The sequence below is a fragment of the Martinezella sp. CNPSo 3964 genome (assembly GCF_057784375.1).
The window spans coordinates 1,301,535-1,321,777 of the sequence record NZ_JBXSOW010000001.1; the positions used below are offsets into that span (position 1 = coordinate 1,301,535).

A 20,243-nucleotide genomic window follows, 5' to 3' on the forward strand; every position below is an offset into this window, starting at 1 on the left:
GGTTTTCCCCCTCGCCAATTGGCAAACTGCAGTTATGATGCACTCACCGATCAACCCAAATACGGTGTTTTATGCCCGCGAGAAAGACCCCGCTGAAAGCTTCCATACCCGTCTCGAAAGCCCCTATGGTACCTCCTGGTCTGAGATCGGCTCGCGGCGTGGCAAACTGGAAGGAAGCGGCTCAATGGCTGCGGGCACGCGGGATCGAGGACATCGAATGCATCACCCCAGACCTTGCCGGCGTGCCGCGCGGCAAGATGATGCCGACCTCGAAATTCACCTCCAACACCTCGCTGGCGCTGCCTTCGGCGATCTATCGCCACACGATCTCCGGCGAATATCCCGAGGAGACGGAGAGTTTCCGCTACGAGCCGCGCGACAGCGATCTCAAGCTCGTGCCGGATCTTTCGACACTTTCGGTTGTACCCTGGGAAACCGATCCGACTGCCCAGGTGATCTGCGATATCGTCAATTCCGAGGGCCAGGAAGTCTCCTACACGCCACGCAACGTCCTGAAGCGCATCATGGGGCTCTATCGCGATCGCGGCTGGAAACCCGTGGTGGCGCCCGAAATCGAATTCTATCTCGTCGCCAAGAATGACGATCCCGACTATCCGCTGCATCCGCCGAAAGGCCGCTCCGGCCGTTCGATCCTCGGCGGCCAAGGCTATTCGATCGCCGGCATCAACGAATTCGACGAGCTGATCGACGACATCTATCATTTCTCGGAGAAGCAGGGTCTCGAGATCGATACGCTGATCCATGAAGAGGGACCGGCGCAGCTGGAAATCAACCTGCGCCACGGCGACCCGATCGAACTGGCCGACCAGGTATTCCTGTTCAAGCGCACGATCCGCGAGGCAGCGCTGAAGCACGGCATTTATGCGACCTTCATGGCCAAGCCGATGCAGAGCCAGCCGGGCTCGGCAATGCACATCCATCAGTCGGTCGTGAACATCGAGACCGGCAAGAACGTCTTCACCAATCCGGACGGCAGCCCTTCGCCCGAGTTCTTCCATTTCATCGGTGGAATGCAGCGCTTCGTGCCGAATGCGCTTGCCATGCTCGCGCCCTATGTGAACTCGTATCGCCGGCTGGCGCCCAACATGTCCTGCCCGGTCAACAATGCCTGGGGCTACGACAACCGCACCACCGCCTTCCGCGTGCCCGTCTCCGACCCTCAGGCGCGGCGCGTGGAAAACCGCCTGCCGAGCTCGGACGCCAACCCTTATCTGGCGCTTGCCGCCTCGCTGGCCTCGGGCCTTCTCGGCATCATGAAACAGGTGGAGCCGACGGCGCCGACGGAAGATTCGGCCAATGAAGGCTCCATCGATCTGCCACGCGGCCTTCTGGAAGCGATTGCGCTGATGGAGGACGAGCCGGCCTTCGAGGAGGTTCTCGGCAAGGATTTCATCGACATCTATGCCGGCGTCAAACGCGGTGAATTCGAAACCTTCATGCAGGTGATCAGCCCGTGGGAGCGGGAATTCCTTCTGCTCAACGTGTGAGGGAGATCGCCCATGACATTGCAGGAAACATGGCAGAGCCCGATCGCACCGGGTCTTTCCTTCTATCAGGCGACCGTCGGCCCGCGCGCGCGCTATCCAAAGCTCGATGGCTCGCGTCAGGCTGACGTCGCGATCGTCGGCGGCGGCTATACCGGCCTTCAGGCCGCCTACAACCTCGCCAAGGGTGGTGTCGACGTCGTCCTGATCGACGCCAACCGTTTCGGCGATGGCGCCTCCGGCCGCAATGGCGGACAACTCGGCACCGGCCAGCGCTGGTGGCCCGAAGAACTCGAAGAGAAAATCGGCTACGAGCGTTCCAAAGCCCTCTTCGATCTGGCCGAAGATGCCAAGCGCCACCTTCTCGACTTCGCGTCGGAGCATGGCATCGACATCGATTTCCTGCCCGGCCAGATGAATGTCACGCACAAGCGCAGCTACAAGCGCGACTATATGGACAGTGCGGAAATCGCGGCGACCCGCTACGGCTATCCGCACATGTCGTTCATGGATGAGGCCGAAACCCAGGAACGGCTGGGTTCGCAATTCTATCTCTATGGTGTCCGGGACACGGGTACTGGCCATATCCATCCGCTGAAACTGCTCATCGGCCTTGCCCGCGTCGCGGCCGAAGCCGGTGCTTCGCTCTTTGAAATGACCAAGGCGAAGGGCTTTCGCCAAGCGGGCGGCAAGACGATCATCGAGACGGATGGCGGAGAGATCACGGCCGATCGGGTGCTGATCGCCTGCAACGGCTATATCGGCGACCTTGAGCCGGTGACATCGAGCCATGTCATGCCGATTCGCTCCTTCATCGGCACCACCGAACCGCTCGATGAGTTTCCGGCCGTGCTGCCCGGCAACGAGGCCGCGGCCGATTCGCGATTCGTCGTGCGCTATTTCCGCAAATCGAAGGACGGGCGACTACTGTTCGGCGGTCGCGAAGCCTATACGGCAGACAATCCACGCGACATAACGCAGCACATCCGCCGGCAGATCGCCGAAATCTATCCGGCTCTCGGCGATATCAACATCGATTATGCCTGGGGCGGCTCGGTCGGCATCACCATGCCGCGCCAGCCCTTCGTGCGCGAGGTCATGCCGGGCGTCACCTCGATCGGGGGCTATTCCGGCCATGGGGTGATGCTGTCAAATTATTGCGGTAAACTCTATGCGAAAACAATTCTCGGGAATGCGGACGAACTTCATCTCTTCAAGGAGCTGAACGTCCCGCCCTTCCCCGGCGGTGCGCGCATGCGGGCGCCTCTGCTGTTCCTGGCGCTCTCGTGGTTTGCGTTGCGCGACAGGTTTTGAAAACCGGAAGATGATTTCTTCCGCCGGCGATCCGCTCTAAAAAGCCGAGTCTGAATTTTGCGATGCACACTGGCCTTTTTAAATCGATTAGATTAAAAGGGGCCTCAACCAAGACCGATTGAGAGATAGCTCATGAGCAGCCAAATCATTCCCGTTGAACCATTTGATTATGTCGTTTTCGGCGGCAGCGGTGACCTTGCAGAGCGCAAGCTCCTTCCCGCTCTTTACCATCGTCAGGTCGAAGGTCAGTTTTCCGAACCGACCCGCATCATCGGCGCTTCGCGCAGCGCGCTTTCCAACGAAGAATACCGTAAGTTTGCCGACGCCGCTCTCAAGGAACACCTGAAGAAGGGCGAATATGACGACGCCGAAGTCAAGAAGTTCCTCGCTCGCCTGTTCTATGTGCCGGTCGACGCCCGCAGCGATGCCGGCTGGGATCAACTGAAGAAGCTCCTGGACGAAGGCAAGGAGCGCGTGCGCGCCTTCTACCTCGCCGTCGCGCCGGGCATTTTCGGTGATATCTCGCAGAAGATCCACGATCACAAGCTGATCACCAAACAGACCCGCATCGTCGTCGAAAAGCCGATCGGCCGCGACCTCGCATCCGCCCTGCAGCTCAACGACACGATCGGCAAGGTCTTCAAGGAAGAGCAGATCTTCCGCATCGACCACTATCTCGGCAAGGAAACCGTGCAGAACTTGATGGCGCTGCGCTTTGCCAATGCCCTCTATGAGCCGCTCTGGAACGCCAACCATATCGACCACGTGCAGATCACGGTGGCGGAATCGGTCGGTCTCGAAGGCCGTGCCGGCTATTACGACACCGCCGGCGCGCTCCGCGACATGGTGCAGAACCATATCCTGCAGCTGCTTTGCTTGACGGCGATGGAAATCCCCTCCTCCATGGATTCGGAAGCCGTTCGCGACGAGAAGCTGAAGGTTCTGCGCGCGCTGAAGCCGATCGACGCTTCGAACGTCGAGCAGGCGACGGTTCGCGGCCAGTACCGCGCCGGCGCTTCGGCCGGCGGCCCGGTCAAGGGCTACCTCGACGAGCTGGAAGGCGGCGTTTCCAACACCGAGACCTTCGTCGCCATCAAGGCCGAGATCGGCAACTGGCGCTGGGCCGGCGTTCCCTTCTACATCCGCACCGGCAAGCGTCTTGCCGGCCGCGTGTCGGAGATCGTCATCACCTTCAAGCCGATCCCGCACAACATCTTCGATCAGGCCGCCGGCCGCATCGTCGCCAACCAGCTCATCATCCGCCTGCAGCCGGACGAAGGCGTCAAGCAGTCGCTGATGATCAAGGACCCAGGCCCGGGCGGCATGCGCCTGCGCAACGTCTCGCTCGACATGAGCTTCGCGTCCGCCTTCAACGTCCGCAATCCGGACGCCTACGAGCGCCTGCTGATGGACGTCGTCCGCTCCAACCAGACGCTGTTCATGCGCCGCGACGAAGTGGAAGCGGCATGGGAATGGGTAGACCCTATCCTCAAGGGTTGGGAAGCAACCGGACAGCAGGTACAGGGCTACACCGCCGGCACCTGGGGTCCGAGCCAGGCCATCGCGCTCATCGAGCGTGACGGCCGCACCTGGCACGACGATATCTAATCTGGGACGATAATGATGACAGCGAACATGCATGCTTTTGCCAATGGTGCCGAACTCGCCGGCAAGCTCGCGGACAAGGTAGCCGAGACCCTCTCGGCCGCCATCGCGACACGCGGCTCCGCAAGCATCGCGGTCTCCGGCGGCTCGACGCCGAAGGCCTTCTTCCAGGCGCTGTCATCGCGCTCGATCGACTGGGGCAAGGTAACGGTCACCCTCGTCGACGAACGGTTCGTGCCGGCTGACAATCCGCGCTCGAACCATCTGCTCGTTCAGGAAAACCTGCTGAGGGACAAGGCGGCAGCCGCCAAGTTCCTCCCGCTCTATCAGGCTGCGGCTTCCGTCGAGGAAGCCGCAGTCATCGCCACGGAAGAAACCAAGGCTGTCGGCCATCCCTTCGATGTCGCCATCCTCGGCATGGGCAATGACGGCCACACGGCGTCGTTCTTTCCGGGCGGCAGCAACCTCAAGACCGCACTCGATCCGAACACCCCGCGCGGCATCATCACGATGGAAGCGGAAGGTGCCGGTGAGCCGCGGCTGACATTCACCTTCTCCAGTCTTCAGGATGCCCGATTGCTGGTGCTCCATATCGAGGGAGAAGGAAAGAAGGATGTTTTGGCCAAGGCCGAAGCGTCCGGCGAAGAAACCGAGATGCCGATCCGCGCCATGCTGCGCCGGGCGGCTTCGCAGGTCGAAATTTATTGGGCTCCGTGACACGGCCGTCGGGCCTCGTCATCGAACCCTGAATGACACAGCAACATGTGCTGCGCCATGTGCCCTAGCGGGCGCAACGGCAGAGCATTGACTTTTGGACCCCGCGCCACGCCCGCTACCGAGACAGATCTTCGGGCATTGCGCAGAACAGACGGAGGCAGATCGACCATGGCCGCTGACGCCCGCATTTCCAAGATTACCGCACGCATCGTCGAGCGCTCGAAGCCGACGCGCGAACGCTATCTGGACCGCCTGCGCAATGCCGCAACCAAGGGCGCGCAACGTTCCGTGCTCGGCTGCGCCAACCTTGCGCACGGCTTCGCCATCTGTTCCCCCTCCGAGAAAGACGCACTGGCGGGAGACCAGGTACCCAATCTCGGGATCATCACCTCCTATAACGACATGCTCTCGGCGCATCAGCCCTTCGAGACCTATCCGGCCATTATTCGCCAGGCGGCGGCAGAAGCGGGTGGCATCGCCCAGGTTGCCGGCGGTGTGCCGGCCATGTGTGACGGTGTCACGCAAGGACAGCCGGGCATGGAACTCTCACTCTTTTCGCGCGACCTGATCGCTATGTCGGCAGCCGTCGGCCTGTCGCACAACATGTTCGATGCTGCCGTCTTCCTCGGCGTCTGCGACAAGATCGTGCCGGGCCTTGTGATCGCCGCCCTCTCCTTCGGCCATCTGCCCGCCGTCTTCATTCCTGCCGGTCCGATGACCTCGGGCCTGCCAAACGACGAGAAATCGCGCGTGCGGCAGCTCTATGCCGAGGGCAAGGTCGGCCGCGCCGAGTTGCTCGAGGCGGAATCGAAGTCCTATCACGGCCCCGGCACCTGCACCTTCTACGGCACGGCGAATTCGAACCAGATGCTGATGGAAATCATGGGCTTCCACATGCCCGGCGCTTCCTTCGTCAATCCCGGCACGCCACTGCGCGAAGCCCTGACCCGCGAAGCGACCAAGCGTGCACTTGCGATTACCGCCATGGGCAATGAATTCACGCCGGCCGGCGAGATGATCGACGAGCGCTCGATCGTCAACGGCGTCGTCGGCCTGCATGCGACCGGTGGCTCGACGAACCACACGATGCACATCGTCGCCATGGCGCGCGCCGCCGGCATCGTGCTCACCTGGCAGGATATTTCCGAGCTTTCCGACATCATCCCGCTGCTCGCCCGCGTCTATCCGAACGGGCTTGCCGACGTGAACCATTTCCATGCCGCCGGCGGCATGGGCTTCCTCATCAAGGAACTGTTGAAGAAGGGGCTGCTGCACGACGACGTGCGCACCGTCTACGGCCAGGGCCTCAACGGCTATTCCATCGACATCAAGCTCGGCGCCGATGGCAATGTCGTGCGCGAGCCGGCACCGGACAAGAGCCACGACCCGAAGGTGCTGGCAAGCATCGACGCGCCGTTCCAGAGCAATGGCGGCCTGAAGATGCTGCGCGGCAATATCGGCAAGGCAGTCATCAAGATCTCCGCCGTCAAGCCGGAGCGCCACATCATCGAAGCGCCCGCCGTGATCTTCCACGACCAGCTGGAGATGCAGCAGGCCTTCAAGGACGGCAAGCTGAACCGCGATTTCGTCGCCGTCGTCCGCTTCCAGGGACCGAAGGCCAACGGTATGCCGGAGCTGCACAAGCTGACGCCGGCGCTCGGTGTGCTGCAGGATCGCGGCTTCCGCGTGGCGCTTCTGACCGACGGGCGCATGTCTGGCGCATCGGGCAAGGTTCCGGCCGCAATCCATGTGACGCCGGAAGCTGTTGACGGCGGCCCGATCGCTCGTATCAGGGAAGGTGACATGATCCGCATCGACGCGATCGCCGGCACGCTTGAGGTACTGGTCGATGCTGCCGATATGGCCGAGCGCGAGCCTGTGGTCGTCGATCTCTCGGAGAACGAGTTCGGCATGGGACGCGAGCTCTTTGTTCCTTTCCGCCACGCGGCAGGGCCGGCGGATCAGGGCGCGAGCGTCCTGTTCCGCCACTGAGGTTGCCCGCCGAATACTGGCAAGGCTGCATCGAAGGCTGATTAAGGAGCCTTCGATGCCATTGTTTCTGCATTTGCCGGAGCCTTGTCCGTCCATGCCGGCGGGAGGCCGAGGCGTGCTCCCACGAAGCCCTTCACGCCCGGTGACTTCCCGAATACCTTGCAGGCATCATACTTGGGTGCGCGGCCGACGAGCGCGGCCAGCTTCGCCCGGGAAGGGAACGAGGGCGTCGCTCCGAACGGTGTCTTGCCCTTGACCAGCATCTTGCTGAAATCGCCTCCGAATTTGGCGGCGAGGCTATAGGCATCCCCTTCCTTGGAGATGGTGCCCGAATCAAGAAATGCGTTTGCACCGCGTCCCCAGATCATGACAGCCCTCTGCACGCCTTGGGGATTGAGCGCCTCCGCCTCGAGGGAGAGGCTGCCCATGCCGATGGGAATGCGGGGAACAGGAACGGGTACACCCGGCAACAACACACTCTTGCCCACGGATGCGACCTTCGAGACACCGACAGCCGTCGCATTCGTCGCCTTGACCTGCGTCACCACGGCGCGAACGGTCAGATCGGCCGGCTCGGACAGGCCGACGACGACGAAGCGTTCACTCAATCCGGAGCAAAGCGCCCTGTCGACGGCATTGGTCACGAGGTTACGCTGCTCCGGCGTGAAAGCGGCACTTTCAGCTCGCATCGAAAAAGCCGTCGGAATGATCTTCACCGTCTTCGCCGCAAGAACATCGTCCCTGCTCACCCGAAGAAGTGAATGCGCGACCAGCCCGTCCGATCGGGTCAAGCCGTCATAGGAGCGCAAGGACCCTGCCCGATCCAGCGGCGCCGCGGCGCAGCCCGTCAACAGGCTCAGCAGAAGAGCCATCGACCAAATATTGGGCCTTAAGCGGCTTTCGGCAGCATATGAACCATATGTCCTACTTTCATCGTGATTTGAGATTGTATTGGCTGGCATTGATATTTGTGCTCCTGCACCGGGTTACGAACATTCAGCATCAACATTAAATATCGCACTTAGTGTAAAAATTAATATTGGCTACTTTGCGGCAACCGATGGGCGAGACGAACAAATTGTTTCGCTGGGAATAGAGGTCGCCGGAAAGGAACCCCAGGGCATGCTCATGATTTGAGTGGCGGTACGACTCGTGCCACAATGGACTGATGCAAGATGCACCCCCAAAGCCGGAAGGCCTGCGCGAGCAAAAGCGGCGCCTGACATTTCAACGCATTGCGGAAGCCGGAATGAGATCCTTTCTGACGAAGGGATATCAGGAAACGACGATCGACGAGATTGCGTCAGCGGCTGGAATTTCCCGGCGAACCTTCTTCTATTACTTCAAAAGCAAGGATGACATTCTTCTGGCGCATCAGCGCAGATACATGGACGCGCTTCGGGCGAGCATCATGGAAAATGCATCAGCCGGGCGACCGGTCGCGGTTGTTCATCAAGCGATCCGGGGACTTGTGGCCCGTCTTGAGGTGGAAGCACCGCGGCTTCTTGAGACAGCCAAGCTGCTCCGTCAAAGCGAAATCCTGCGGTCCCGCTCGCGAGGCAACTCTCTGCAACTCGAACAAATCGCCTATCAAGCCCTGTGCGAGCTGTTCCCGACGAAGGACCAGGACGGGCTGCGGCTGGTTTCGATGATTGCAGTGAGCCCTTTGCGCCTGTCGGTCGACAAATGGCTGCAGGAAGATGGCAGGCTGTCGCTGATTGAGTATCTTGAGGATGCGCTCGAAAAATGGCGGACGGAAATTTGATCCGTCAGCCGAGTGATCGCTCCAACATGTTTCCTGTGGCCGTTGATCAGGCCCTGATATCAAGCACGCGGTTCTTGTGGGCCGGATGCGTGCTGTAGACGAAGATCTTGTTCATTTCCTTCTCCGTGAGGAGACGCAGGAAACGGACCTCGACCGTATTGTTGGAGAAGACCTTCATCAGCACGCAGCCGACTTTGGTGATGCGGGCGTCGGGAATATCCAGATAGAACTGCTTCGGCAGATTATACTGGGTGAGGATCGCGAGAACCGCACTGCTCTGCGAGATGCGGATAATATCGCAGCGGCGGGACGCAAGGTTCATCACGCCTTTCTCGGTGTATTCAAGGCGCGCCGCGTTCATCGTATCTTCCATGCGGAACCGCACTTCGCGGTCATACATGAAGGATTCTTCTTTGTTGAGAAAATGCTGACCTGAATTAGCTCTGCCGAACGCGGCCATCTTAGTAAACCCCTGGGGTATATTATGATGGTAAGACTAGCAGCGGGTCTTTAACAGAAGGTTTGAACGCGCCGGCCCAAGATGAATTTTATTGTTCATTTTTACTTGAGCCGGCGACATCCCGTAAGCGGCTACTTGCGATAGGAATGACCGCTGGCGTCGAAGAGATGCAGCTTCTGCCGGTCGGCCGTAAAGCGCATCTTCTGGCCGCGATGGATATCGGCAATACCGGGGATCTTGACGATGATCGGCTCGCCATCGACCAGGCCTTCGATATAGAGCTGCGTCACCTCGCCGAGCGCCTCGACGATGGAGACCTCGCCTTCGAAGAGATAATCGTCACCGGTCGCAAGACGCAGGTCTTCCGGACGCACGCCAAAGCTCGCCGTCTTGCCCTTTTCGGAGGTCTCGGTCGGCACATCCAGCGTCACGGCCTTGCCACCCGTCAGCGTCACGGTCGTCGTCGCGCCTGTCTCGGTCACTGTCGCCGGAATGATGTTCATGGCCGGCGAGCCGATGAATTTTGCGACGAAGAGATTGGCCGGGCGCTCGTAGAGCTCAAGCGGCGCACCGACTTGCTCGACACGGCCGGCCGACAGCACGACGATGCGGTCGGCGAGCGTCATGGCCTCCACCTGGTCGTGGGTGACGTAGATCATCGTCGTCTCGGGCATCGAGTCGCTGAGCTTGGCGATCTCGATGCGGGTCGCGACACGCAGGGCTGCATCGAGGTTCGACAGCGGCTCGTCGAACAGGAAGACCTTCGGGTTGCGGCAGATGGCGCGGCCGATGGCGACGCGCTGGCGCTGACCACCCGAGAGCGCCTTTGGCAGGCGCTCCAGATATTGGGTGAGCTGCAGGCTTGCCGCCGCCGCGCGGACACGACGGTCGATCTCCTGCTTGCTTTCGCCTGCAATGCGCATGCCGAAGGCCATGTTGTCGTAGACGGTCATATGCGGATAGAGCGCGTAGGACTGGAAGACCATGGCGATGCCGCGCCGCGACGGCGGCACTTCATTCACCTTCTGCCCGGCGATCATCATATCGCCGGCCGTGATGCTTTCCAGTCCGGCAATCATCCTGAGCAAGGTGGACTTGCCGCAGCCGGAGGGGCCGACGAAGACGATGAACTCGCCCTCGTTGATCTCCAGATCGATGCCGTGCAGCACATGCACGCTGCCGTAGGATTTCTTGATATCCTTCAGAACAAGTCCCGTCATTATGCTCCCTCCTCCCAAAGGTCAGGCAAGACGCGCGAAGTAAGCGCCCCAGGCCGGAATATCGATCTTGTTGCCATAGTTGTTGCTGGTAAAGCCGTGCCCCGTCAACGCCTGCCAATTGCCTTCCGGCAGGGTCGCAAGCGCCTCGACCGGGCTCATGTTGAAGACGCAGAGAATGGTCTCGCCGGCGTAAGTGCGGGCATAGATCAGAACATCGCCTTGCGGCTCCGAAAATGCGATCTCGCCTTTGGCGAAGGCCGGATGCTGCTTGCGGAAGGCGAGGAAGCGGCGGTACTGCTCCAGCACCGAATTTTCATCGCCCTGCTGGACGCTGACGGCGCGCAGGATGTGTTCGACCGGCACCGGCAGCCATGGCTTCACCGTCGAGAAGCCGCCCTGTGCGACCTGGCTATCCCAGACCATCGGCGTGCGGCAACCATCGCGTCCCTTGAACTCCGGCCAGAACTGGATGCCGTAGGGGTCCTGCAGATCCTGATAGGCAAGATCGGCTTCCGTCAGCGCCAGTTCCTCGCCCTGATAGATGCATACGGAGCCGCGCAGGGTGAGCAGCAACGCCGCATAGAGCTTGGCGAAGGCATCGCGGTCGGCGACCAGATTGCCCCAGCGGCTGACATGGCGCACGACGTCGTGGTTGGAGAAGGCCCAGCAGGCCCAGCCTTCCGGCGCGGCGACGGCGAAATCCTTCATGACCTCTTCGACGCGATCGGGCGAAAGCGCATCCGGAGCCAGGAATTCGAAGGCGTAGCACATATGCATCTTGTCGCCGCCGGAGGTATATTCGCCGACAATTTCGAGGCCACGCTGACTGTCGCCGACTTCGCCGACGGCGGCAATGGCCGGATATTCGTCGAGCACGGCGCGGAAACGCTTGAGGAACGCCAGGTTCTCGGGACGGTTCTTGTCGTAGAGGTGTTCCTGGAAGTTATAGGGATTGACCGCCGGCGCGGTGGAGGCATTGCGGCGCGACGGGTCCAGCGCCGGATTGTCGCGCAGTTCCTTGTCGTGGAAATAGAAGTTGATGGTGTCGAGACGGAAGCCGTCGACGCCGCGGTCGAGCCAGAAGCGCACGACGTCAAGCAGCCGGTCCTGCACTTCCGGATTGTGCAGGTTCATATCCGGCTGCGAGGTCAGGAAGTTGTGCAGGTAATATTGCATGCGGGTCGGATCCCAGGCCCAGGCCGAGCCACCGAAGATCGACAGCCAGTTGTTGGGCGGCGTGCCATCCGGCTTGGCGTCGGCCCAGACGTACCAGTCCGCCTTCGGATTGTCCTTGCTTGAGCGGCTTTCGACGAACCAGGGATGACGATCGGAACTATGCGACAGCACGAGATCGATCATCACCTTGATGCCGAGGCGATGGGCTTCCGTCATCATGGCATCGAAATCGGCCAACGAGCCGAAAATCGGATCGACATCCTCGTAGTTCGAAACGTCATAGCCGAAATCGCGCATCGGCGAGGTGAAGAACGGCGATATCCAGATCGCATCGACACCGAGCGCGGCGACATGCGGCAGGCGGGCGGCGATCCCCTTGAGATCGCCGATGCCGTCACCGTTGGAGTCCTGATAGGAGCGCGGATAGATCTGATAGATCACGGCGCCGCGCCACCAATCCTTGTCAACTGCCGATACCGATTGAGGAGCAATGCTCATGCTGAGTGGGTCCTGTGTATAAGTGCGTGTTCTTGAATCAGCCCCCCTTCACCGACCCGGCGAGCAGACCACGCACGAGATAGCGCTGCAGACCGAAGAAGACGAGGAGCGGAATAATAATGGTGACGAAGGCCGAGGCCGTCAGGATTTCCCAGTTGCCGCCGCGCGAGCCGAGCAATGCGTTCAGCGCCGCCGTGAGCACGAGGTGATCCTTGTCCGTGCCGAGGAAGACCATCGCGATCAGGAGGTCATTCCACACCCAGAGGAACTGGAAGATCGCGAAGGAGGCCAGCGCCGGGAAGGACAGCGGCAGGATGATCTTGACGAAGATGTCGAAATCGCTGGCGCCATCGACGCGGGCGGATTCGATGATCTCCTTGGGCAGACCGGCAATGTAGTTGCGCAGGAGATAGATGGCGAGCGGCAGGCCGAAGGCGGTGTGCGCCAGCCAGATGCCGGGATAGGTCTTCGACGGCACGCCGAAGATCTGGCCGATCTCGTTATAGATGCGCAGAAGCGGGATGAGAGACATCTGCAGCGGCACGACAATCAGGCCGACGACGAGCGCAATCAGGATCGCACGGCCGGGGAATTCCATCCAGGCCAGCGCATAGGCCGCAAAAGCTGCGATCAGGATCGGAATGACGGTCGCCGGGATCGTCACCGTCAGCGAATTGATGAAGGACTGGCCGATGCCCTCGCCGCCCAACACGCTGCGGTAATTATCGAAAGTGAATTGCGGTGGCGTGGCAACTGTGAGGTAGACGCGCTTGGCGCGGGCATCGGATTCGAACGCGCCGTTCTTCTGATAGCGATAGCTGCCATCGGAATTGATCGTCAGCGTTTCGCCGTTCTCCAGCGCGGCGGGAGAACCGGCCTTGTAGGCGGCCGGTTCTTGCACGCGCAGACCGAAGGACTGGATCTGGCCGCCGCCTTCGACGGCAAGCGTGCCTGAAATCACGAAATTTGCGCCGTCCGGCTTGGCCTTGTCCGGGCCATCGAGACGGGCAGCCGTCGTGCGCGAGGAGCCGGCGAATGCCGTCCACCAGCCGGAAACGACGATCTGGTCCTTGTCCCGCAGCGCGGTGACGAAGATGCCGAGCGTCGGCAAGAGCCAGAGGAGAACGATGAGCAGCACCGCGGCATGAACGAAGATGCGGGCGGGACCGATGCGACCGAGATTTCCAATCATGTCAGCGTCCCTTCGTCTCAGCGTTTGCACGACGGATGTTCCAGATCATGATCGGCGTCACCGCGACCATGATGACGAGCGCGATGACGGCGCTTCGACCGCTGTCGCCGCCGCCGCGGAACATCCAGTTGAACATCAGGTTGGCGAGCACCATCGTGTTCCACTGGCCATTGGTCATGGTGAGCACGATGTCGAACACCTTGAGCACGAGGATCGTGATCGTGGTCCAGACTGTGGCGATCGTGCCCCAGACCTGCGGCACCATGATCTTCCAGAAGATCTGCCAGCCGTTGGCGCCGTCGATGACGGCAGCTTCGATGGTTTCTTCCGGAATGCCGCGCAGTGCCGCCGACAGGATGACCATGGCAAAGCCGGTCTGGATCCAGATCAGCATGACCATCAGGAAGAAGTTGTTCCAGAAGGGAATGGTGATCCAGACTTCCGGCGTGCCACCGAAGAGCTGGACGACCGCATTCAGAAGGCCGATCTGCGCATCCGTGCCGCCGCGATATTCATAGATGAACTTCCAGATGACCGAGGCGCCAACGAAGGAGATCGCCATCGGCATGAAGATGACGGCTTTGGCGATATTGCCCCACCAGATGCGATCGGTCATGACGGCAATCACGAGGCCGAAGAAGGTGCAGGCTGCCGGCACGACGGCGAGCCAGAGGATGTTGTTGAAGATCGACTGGCGGAATTCGGTATCGTTGAAGGCCCAAACATAGTTCGCGCCGCCGACGAACTGATTGCCGTCAGGTCCGTAGAAAGACAGGATGAGCGTCGCGACCACGGGATAGACGAGGTAGACGACAAGCAGGAAAAGAGCAGGCCCGAGGAACAGCCAGGGGCGGATCAGGCCGCGGCGACGAAGGTTGACGGCCGCCCGATGGACGTCGTCGCCCTCCCTTGCCGGGAAAATCAAATCCAAGAGCTTGTTGGAGAACCAGAAATAAGCGGCGCAAACGGCGACGCCGAATATCATGGCGCCAATCGCCGACACGATCTGCGAAATCATTCATTCCTCCCCGAATTTACCTGCTTTGGTCCACCAGTCCGACATCGGCCACGCATGAGGGCGGGCCGTCATATGCTGTGTGGCGCCGCCGGCGAGCTGCCGGCGACGCTCAGGCTATGATGTCTTACTTGATGGCGTCCCAGGACTTCTGGATTCCGTCGGCAACATCCTGTGCGGACTTGCCGCCGACGAAGTCCACCATGCCGGTCCAGAACGAGCCTGCGCCGATCTTGCCGGGCATCAGATCCGAACCGTCGAAGCGGAAGGTGGTGGCCGTGGTCAGGATTTCGCCTTCCTTGCGCAGCGTGTCATTGGCGTAGGCCGCCGTGTTGACACCCTTGTACGGCGTCAGGAAGCCGGACTGCGCCATCCAGACTTCCTGGGCGATCGGCGTCTGCAGGAACTGGACGAAAGCGCGAGCGGCCTTGGAGTCCTTGGTAATGGCGGCCAGCGTACCTGCGCCCTCTACCGGCTTGCCGAGTTCAGGATGCGCTGCATAGGGCGGGAAGTAGAAGAAGTCCGCATCCTGACCAAGCTTCGTGCCTTCCGGGAAGAAGGACGGGATGAAGGATGCCTGCTTGTGCATGTAGCACTTCGGCGGAACCGAGAAGAGACCCTTCGGGCTGTCGCGGAAGTCCGTCGAGGCAACAGCCGCGACACCGCCAGCAACATATTTCGGGTTCTTCGCGAACTTGCCGAATTCCTCGATGGCGGCAACGACCTTCGGATCGTTGAACTTCAGCGAGTTATCGACCCAGTGATCGTAATCCTGCGGCGTGTTCAGGCGCAGCATCAGATCTTCGACCCAATCGGTCGCCGGCCAACCGGTGGCGCCACCCGAACCGAGGCCGATGCACCAGGGGGTGCCGCCGTCCTTGACGATCTGATCCGAAAGCTTGATCAGGTCCTCCATGGTCGTCGGAACCTTGTAGCCGGCTTCCTCGAAGTTTTCCGGAACGTACCAGACCAGCGACTTCAGGTCGGCCTTGTAGGGGAAGGCATAGAAGGCGTCCTTGCCGTCCTTGCCCTTGTAGGTGCCGTAGCCGACCCAGCTGTCGCCGGCGCCGTAATTCGTCTTGACCCAGCTCGCGAGATCATCGCCGAGCGGCGTGAGGTAGCCCTTGCTGGCGAGATTCGCGAAAAGGCCCGGCTGCGGCAGGATGGCAACGTTCGGTGGCGAGCCGGCCTGCGTGTCGATGACGATCTGCTGCTCGTAATTTTCCGAGGACGAATATTTGGCGTTCACGCCGGTCGCTTCGGTGAAGTAGTTGAGGACGCTGGTGAAGAGAGCCTCGTCCTCGCCACGCCAGGGGCCGAAGATGGTCAGCGTCTCGCCCTTCAGGTCGGCATGCGCCGCCTTGAAGTCGTCGTAGCTCTTCCAGTTGAACTTGGAGTCCTGACCGGGCTGGAACTTCAGATCGGCGGCCATTGCCGTGCCGGCCATCAGAGCGGCGGCAGCGACGGTCATCAAAAACATTTTTTTCATGCGGTTGTCCTCCCAAATAACGAAACCCATGAGCCCAGGCACCGTTTTGTGCTGTGCGCCCCATTCCTCAAAGCGCTTTGGCTACTTCTCTCATCCATTGAGAGCGGGATAAAGTCAAGCGATTTTCAGATTCTGGCGGGTATACACAGCAATTCTCGCATTGCAGCATAGAATGCGTGTCGATTTTTTGCTAATTATCTTGTCTCTCGCACTTCTCCTGCTACATAATTGAAAGCGCTTTGAAAGCCTGAGACTTTTCGGGAGGTTGTCTCGGCATCGTAGCGGCGTGCAGTTGGAGGAGCCGAAATACCGTGAATCTGAAACAGCTATCGCAAATGCTCGGGCTGTCGCAGACGACAGTCAGCCGGGCTTTGAACGGATATCCGGAGGTCAATCGCGAGACCCGCGAGCGTGTTCTCAAAGCGGTTCGGGAAACCGGCTATCGACCGAACAAGGCAGCCCAAAGACTTGCAACCGGCAAGGCCGGCTCGATCGGGCTTGTGATGCCGACCTCCCCCGGCACCTCCTCGGACGTGCATTTTTCGGAGTTCCTAACGGGGCTGGGGGAAGAAGCCCTGCGGCACGACTTTCATTTCGTCCTGACGCCGGCGGATCCGAACGATGAGGTCGGCGCCTTGCGGCGGCTGGCAGCCAGCGGCAATGTCGATGCGCTGTTCGTCAACTATATGCGCGGCCACGACCCGCGCCTGGAGATGCTGAAGACGCTCTCCATGCCGTTTCTCGTCCACGGACGTTCGATCGGCTCGGAGCCGGACTATCCCTTCCTCGACCTCGACAATGAAGCCGCTTTCTACGACGCCACGAAGCTGCTGCTGCAGCTCGGACATCGGCGCTTCGCTCTGCTGAACGGCCCGATCTACCTCGATTTCGCGATTCGCCGGAAGAACGGCGTGGATGCAGCCCTTGCCGAACGCGGCCTGGCGCTCGACGAGGCCTGCACCAGCCATACGCCGATGACGGACGAACAGGGCCTGCTCGTCATGGAACGCATCCTGCAGATGGACAGGGACAAGCGGCCGACGGCAGTGCTCTGCTCCAGTACCGTGCTGGCGCTCGGTGCCGTTCGCGCCATCAATCAGGCAAAGCTCAGACTAGGCGAGGACATCTCGATGATCGCCCACGACGACGTGTTGACATTGCTCAAGCCGGAAAACTTCACCGTGCCGCTGACGACCACCCGCTCGTCGCTGCGGGCGGCGGGTGGTCGCATCGCCGAGCGGCTGATCGGCGAAATCAAGCATACGGAGACGTATCCAGCCCAGGAATTGTGGAAGGCCGAATTGATCGTGCGTGCTTCGACCGGCGTGGCTCCGGCTTAAAACTTCGGCGGCTTTCTGCCAGCTGAGCGATGGGCGGCGATGACGGTATTGGCCATCAGCATGGCGATGGTCATCGGACCGACACCGCCCGGGACCGGCGTGATGGCTGCGGCGATGTCTGAGACCTCAGCATAGGCGACATCGCCGACAAGACGGCTCTTGCCCTCGCCCCGCTCCGGCGCATCGATCCGGTTGATGCCGACATCGATGACGGTGGCACCTAACTTCACCCAGTCCGCCTTCACCATCTCCGGACGTCCCACAGCCGCCACCAGGATATCGGCGCCCCTTGCCACCGAGGCGAGATCCTTCGTCCGCGAATGCGCCGTCGTAACAGTCGCATTGGCATTGAGCAGCAATTGCGCCATCGGCTTGCCGAACAGGTTCGAGCGGCCGATGACCACGGCATTGAGCCCCGACAGGTCCTCGCCATGGATGGAGCGTACCAGCAGCATGGCGCCGGCCGGCGTACACGAGATCAGTCCGGTTTCGAGATCGCCGGTTGCCAGCTTGCCGGCATTGACGACGTGCAACCCGTCGACATCCTTGTCCGGCCGGATCGACTGGATGATCGGATCCGAATTGAGATGCTTCGGCAGCGGCAGCTGCACCAGAATGCCATGGATCGACGGATCTTCGTTCAGCGACTGCACCAGGCTGGCGAGCGCTTCCTGCGTCGTCTCGGCCGGCAGCGTGTGCTGCACCGACTTGAAGCCGCATTCCTTGGCCATCTTGCTCTTGGAGTTCACATAGGCGTGGCTGGCCGGATCGTCGCCGGCGATGACAACCGCAAGCCCGGTCTTCACGCCGGTCTCACTCTCAAGCCCTGCCGCCGCCACCTTCACAGCCTCGATCACCGAAGCCGCTGCAACCTTGCCGTCGATCACTGTCGTCACGCTGGTCTCCCGATCATGAATTCGGTGGCAATCTACAGGCCATCAGCCCGACGGAATTGCCTGCCAACGCCCTATGGTGTCTGAAAGCGGTAATTGCAAGGGAAAAGGATGAGGCGATCAGCCACGGTCTTGATGCCGGCGCACCGCGTAGGTTTCGACCTTGGCGCGCAGTGATGCGAGTTCCTGGTGGATACGGCCCCACTCATCCACAATATCGAGCTGACTTGCATCATCAGCAACAAGAGCAGCCAACGGTTCAGGCGCGGTCGCCGGCAATGACGGGAGCTCCATAGCATCGCCATGATGCAACGCGCGGGCTGCCGGCATGATGCTTTCGTCGGCCTCCTGGTCTTCTGCCATCTCGACACCAGCAAACCATTTGCGCAGGAATACGACGCAAGATGCCAGGCCGATGCCTGCGAGGAAGCCGGCTGCCTGATTGCTCGCGAGATGATCGTCCAGCGGCGCGGCGGATGCGACGGCCTGGGACAGTACCGTCAGCGGCGGCCTGGCTTCAGACACCGTCATGGCAGCATTCTGCTGGTCAGCCTCATAGCGGCTCTGTGCTGTCGCGACAGCATCCTGCAGCTGTGCGAGACGGCCGAGGTCGACATCGCTCCCCACCTGGCTGGCGGCAGTCATTCGCGCCGAGAAAGAGGCCTGTTTCTCAAGCGCTGCTTTCACGTCCGCTTCGCTGCTGACGGCCAGCCTCTGCAACTGGCTGCGCATATTGGCTGCGAGATCATCGACGGTGGCCTGTTGCGCAAGCAGGCGAGGATGGCGCGGGCCGAGCTGCACGGAAAGTTGCGTAAGCTGTGACTTGGCGGCGTTGTAGCGGTTGCGCAGATCATCAAGCCCTGGCGACGAAAGATCGCCTGACAATGCGCCGGTCAGTACCGATGCCGGCGTAGCCGATTTGACGGCTGCGAGACGGGCCTTGGCGGTGCGTACCGCCAGATCGGCTGCCTTTATCTGCACATCCAGCTGCTGACGCTGCTGTCGGAGTTCCTCCGCCGCCGCAATCTTGTCTTCGCCATAGCGTGCCTTGAATTCGGCAAGGGCGGCAGAGGCGCGATCGAGTTCCTTGCGGCTACGATCAGCCGCCGTTTCGACCCCAAGCGACGTACCGGCCGCCTTAGCAACAGCGGGATCATAGAGGGTGGCGAGAACAAGCCGGTTGGCAATATCGGCCGATCTGGCGGGATCGCCCGACGTAACGATCAGGCGCAGCAGACCCGTCTGACTATCGATATCGACGGCGACGTCTTTGCGCAGCGTTGCCTGTGCGCGCGACGGCGCGTCGGATGCGTTGCCGCTGCCGGAGAGCAGCTCGACGGCAACCCCGAGGGCGCCTGCGCGACTGCCGGTAAATTCCGGATCGCGGTCAAGCTTCATCCTGGCGACAATGTCGGACAATACGGACGGAGCAATGACACGCTTCGCCGCGACATCCAACAGCGCCTGACGCCCGTGACCTTCGCCGTCCGCATGGAGAATAGCCTGCGACACATAGAGCGGCGGCGGGGCAAGCAAGGTTGGAATAGCCGCTCCCGTCAGCGCGGTTGCGGCAATAAAACAGAGAGCGCCGAGGCTGACGGACCAACGTCGGGCTCGAGATGTGTATTCAACGACGACGGGGGCGGCAACCCGTCGCGGAAGCTCCGGCATGCCTTCAAGCAGATCGGGCACGAATTCCAGCAGATCGGGCGTGGCCTCCGATGCCAGCTCCGGCATCCCGCGGCGTTCTGGGCGGTAGACATGTGGGGCATCTTCCGCCTGGTCCGCCGCCGTCCCGATCTCCAGCGGTCTTCTGCGACCAGACACCGGATAGGGATCGCCATTCAACCGTCTGCGCAGAATGTCACGCAGTTCCGTATCACGCGGGTCGTCGGAATTGGCAGCGCGTAGGTCGACTGCGCTACCCAGGCCATCATCTTCGCCGTAGGTGGGGACATGCCGACCAGATCGCCGCGAAACCTTTGGGGTTTCCGCGTCGTCGAGGTGGAATCCGGTCCTGGCTTTGCTTTCAAACATGGCGGGTTATCTCGCGCACATGGTC

17 protein-coding genes and 1 pseudogene are annotated in these 20,243 nt (G+C 61.0%); 9 read left to right on the top strand and 9 right to left on the bottom strand.

What is annotated here, in order from left to right; genetic code table 11:
- The first annotated feature begins 71 nt into the window (after positions 1-71).
- From AC13Q5_RS06375 to edd, 5 genes are all read left to right on the top strand, one after another.
- Positions 72-1,508, top strand: a complete 1,437-nt coding sequence (locus AC13Q5_RS06375) for a glutamine synthetase family protein (protein WP_075855725.1) — start codon at positions 72-74, stop codon at positions 1,506-1,508.
- A 12-nt stretch (positions 1,509-1,520) separates the two neighbouring features.
- Complete coding sequence (locus tag AC13Q5_RS06380; protein ID WP_488501127.1) at positions 1,521-2,819, top strand: NAD(P)/FAD-dependent oxidoreductase; 1,299 nt, start codon at positions 1,521-1,523, stop codon at positions 2,817-2,819.
- Between the two features lie 132 nt (positions 2,820-2,951).
- Complete coding sequence (zwf, locus tag AC13Q5_RS06385) at positions 2,952-4,427, top strand: glucose-6-phosphate dehydrogenase (protein WP_075855727.1); 1,476 nt, start codon at positions 2,952-2,954, stop codon at positions 4,425-4,427.
- Positions 4,428-4,442: 15 nt separating this feature from the next.
- A complete protein-coding gene (pgl, locus tag AC13Q5_RS06390; protein ID WP_075855728.1) occupies positions 4,443-5,141 on the top strand; it encodes a 6-phosphogluconolactonase in 699 nt (232 codons plus the stop codon).
- A 168-nt stretch (positions 5,142-5,309) separates the two neighbouring features.
- Positions 5,310-7,133, top strand: a complete 1,824-nt coding sequence (gene edd, locus AC13Q5_RS06395; protein ID WP_488501128.1) for a phosphogluconate dehydratase — start codon at positions 5,310-5,312, stop codon at positions 7,131-7,133.
- A 41-nt stretch (positions 7,134-7,174) separates the two neighbouring features.
- On the opposite strand, the gene AC13Q5_RS06400 is transcribed toward edd, so the two are convergent.
- Positions 7,175-8,005 (bottom strand): DUF3313 domain-containing protein, encoded by an 831-nt coding sequence (locus AC13Q5_RS06400; RefSeq protein ID WP_244557948.1) that lies wholly within the window; start codon positions 8,003-8,005, stop codon positions 7,175-7,177.
- 79 nt (positions 8,006-8,084) lie between these two features.
- Between AC13Q5_RS06400 and AC13Q5_RS06405 the strand changes: the two genes are divergently transcribed.
- The 3 genes and pseudogenes from AC13Q5_RS06405 to AC13Q5_RS06415 all read left to right on the top strand — a co-directional run bounded on the left by AC13Q5_RS06405 (position 8,085) and on the right by AC13Q5_RS06415 (position 8,898).
- Complete coding sequence (locus tag AC13Q5_RS06405; RefSeq protein WP_488501129.1) at positions 8,085-8,270, top strand: hypothetical protein; 186 nt, start codon at positions 8,085-8,087, stop codon at positions 8,268-8,270.
- Between the two features lie 31 nt (positions 8,271-8,301).
- A pseudogene (locus tag AC13Q5_RS06410) lies at positions 8,302-8,493 on the top strand (TetR/AcrR family transcriptional regulator); the annotation flags it as partial.
- Between the two features lie 51 nt (positions 8,494-8,544).
- The gene (locus AC13Q5_RS06415) at positions 8,545-8,898 is read left to right on the top strand and encodes a hypothetical protein (RefSeq protein ID WP_488501179.1); all 354 of its coding nucleotides are present in this window, start codon (positions 8,545-8,547) and stop codon (positions 8,896-8,898) included.
- 46 nt (positions 8,899-8,944) lie between these two features.
- Here AC13Q5_RS06415 and AC13Q5_RS06420 read toward each other — a convergent pair whose 3' ends face one another.
- The 6 genes from AC13Q5_RS06420 to AC13Q5_RS06445 all read right to left on the bottom strand — a co-directional run bounded on the left by AC13Q5_RS06420 (position 8,945) and on the right by AC13Q5_RS06445 (position 15,948).
- Positions 8,945-9,298 (bottom strand): hypothetical protein, encoded by a 354-nt coding sequence (locus AC13Q5_RS06420; RefSeq protein WP_075855754.1) that lies wholly within the window; start codon positions 9,296-9,298, stop codon positions 8,945-8,947.
- A gap of 191 nt (positions 9,299-9,489) precedes the next feature.
- Entirely contained in the window at positions 9,490-10,578 is a 1,089-nt protein-coding gene (locus AC13Q5_RS06425; protein WP_075855732.1) for an ABC transporter ATP-binding protein, read from the bottom strand.
- 21 nt (positions 10,579-10,599) lie between these two features.
- Positions 10,600-12,252: a beta-galactosidase BglA gene (bglA, locus tag AC13Q5_RS06430; protein WP_488501130.1), complete on the bottom strand. Its 1,653-nt coding sequence runs from the start codon at positions 12,250-12,252 to the stop codon at positions 10,600-10,602.
- Between the two features lie 37 nt (positions 12,253-12,289).
- The gene (locus AC13Q5_RS06435; protein ID WP_488501131.1) at positions 12,290-13,444 is read right to left on the bottom strand and encodes a carbohydrate ABC transporter permease; all 1,155 of its coding nucleotides are present in this window, start codon (positions 13,442-13,444) and stop codon (positions 12,290-12,292) included.
- A gap of 1 nt (position 13,445) precedes the next feature.
- Positions 13,446-14,462: a carbohydrate ABC transporter permease gene (locus AC13Q5_RS06440; protein ID WP_488501132.1), complete on the bottom strand. Its 1,017-nt coding sequence runs from the start codon at positions 14,460-14,462 to the stop codon at positions 13,446-13,448.
- Positions 14,463-14,586: 124 nt separating this feature from the next.
- Entirely contained in the window at positions 14,587-15,948 is a 1,362-nt protein-coding gene (locus AC13Q5_RS06445; protein WP_457877682.1) for an ABC transporter substrate-binding protein, read from the bottom strand.
- Between the two features lie 311 nt (positions 15,949-16,259).
- Here AC13Q5_RS06445 and AC13Q5_RS06450 point away from each other — a divergent pair, with 311 nt between their 5' ends.
- Entirely contained in the window at positions 16,260-17,288 is a 1,029-nt protein-coding gene (locus AC13Q5_RS06450; RefSeq protein WP_488501133.1) for a substrate-binding domain-containing protein, read from the top strand.
- Here AC13Q5_RS06450 and folD read toward each other — a convergent pair.
- Positions 17,285-18,184, bottom strand: coding sequence for a bifunctional methylenetetrahydrofolate dehydrogenase/methenyltetrahydrofolate cyclohydrolase FolD (gene folD / locus AC13Q5_RS06455; protein ID WP_488501134.1), 900 nt, complete (start codon positions 18,182-18,184; stop codon positions 17,285-17,287). The two genes, AC13Q5_RS06450 and folD, sit on opposite strands and share 4 nt — an antisense overlap.
- 117 nt (positions 18,185-18,301) lie before the next feature.
- Entirely contained in the window at positions 18,302-20,218 is a 1,917-nt protein-coding gene (locus AC13Q5_RS06460; RefSeq protein ID WP_488501135.1) for a GumC family protein, read from the bottom strand.
- Positions 20,219-20,243 lie beyond the last annotated feature (25 nt).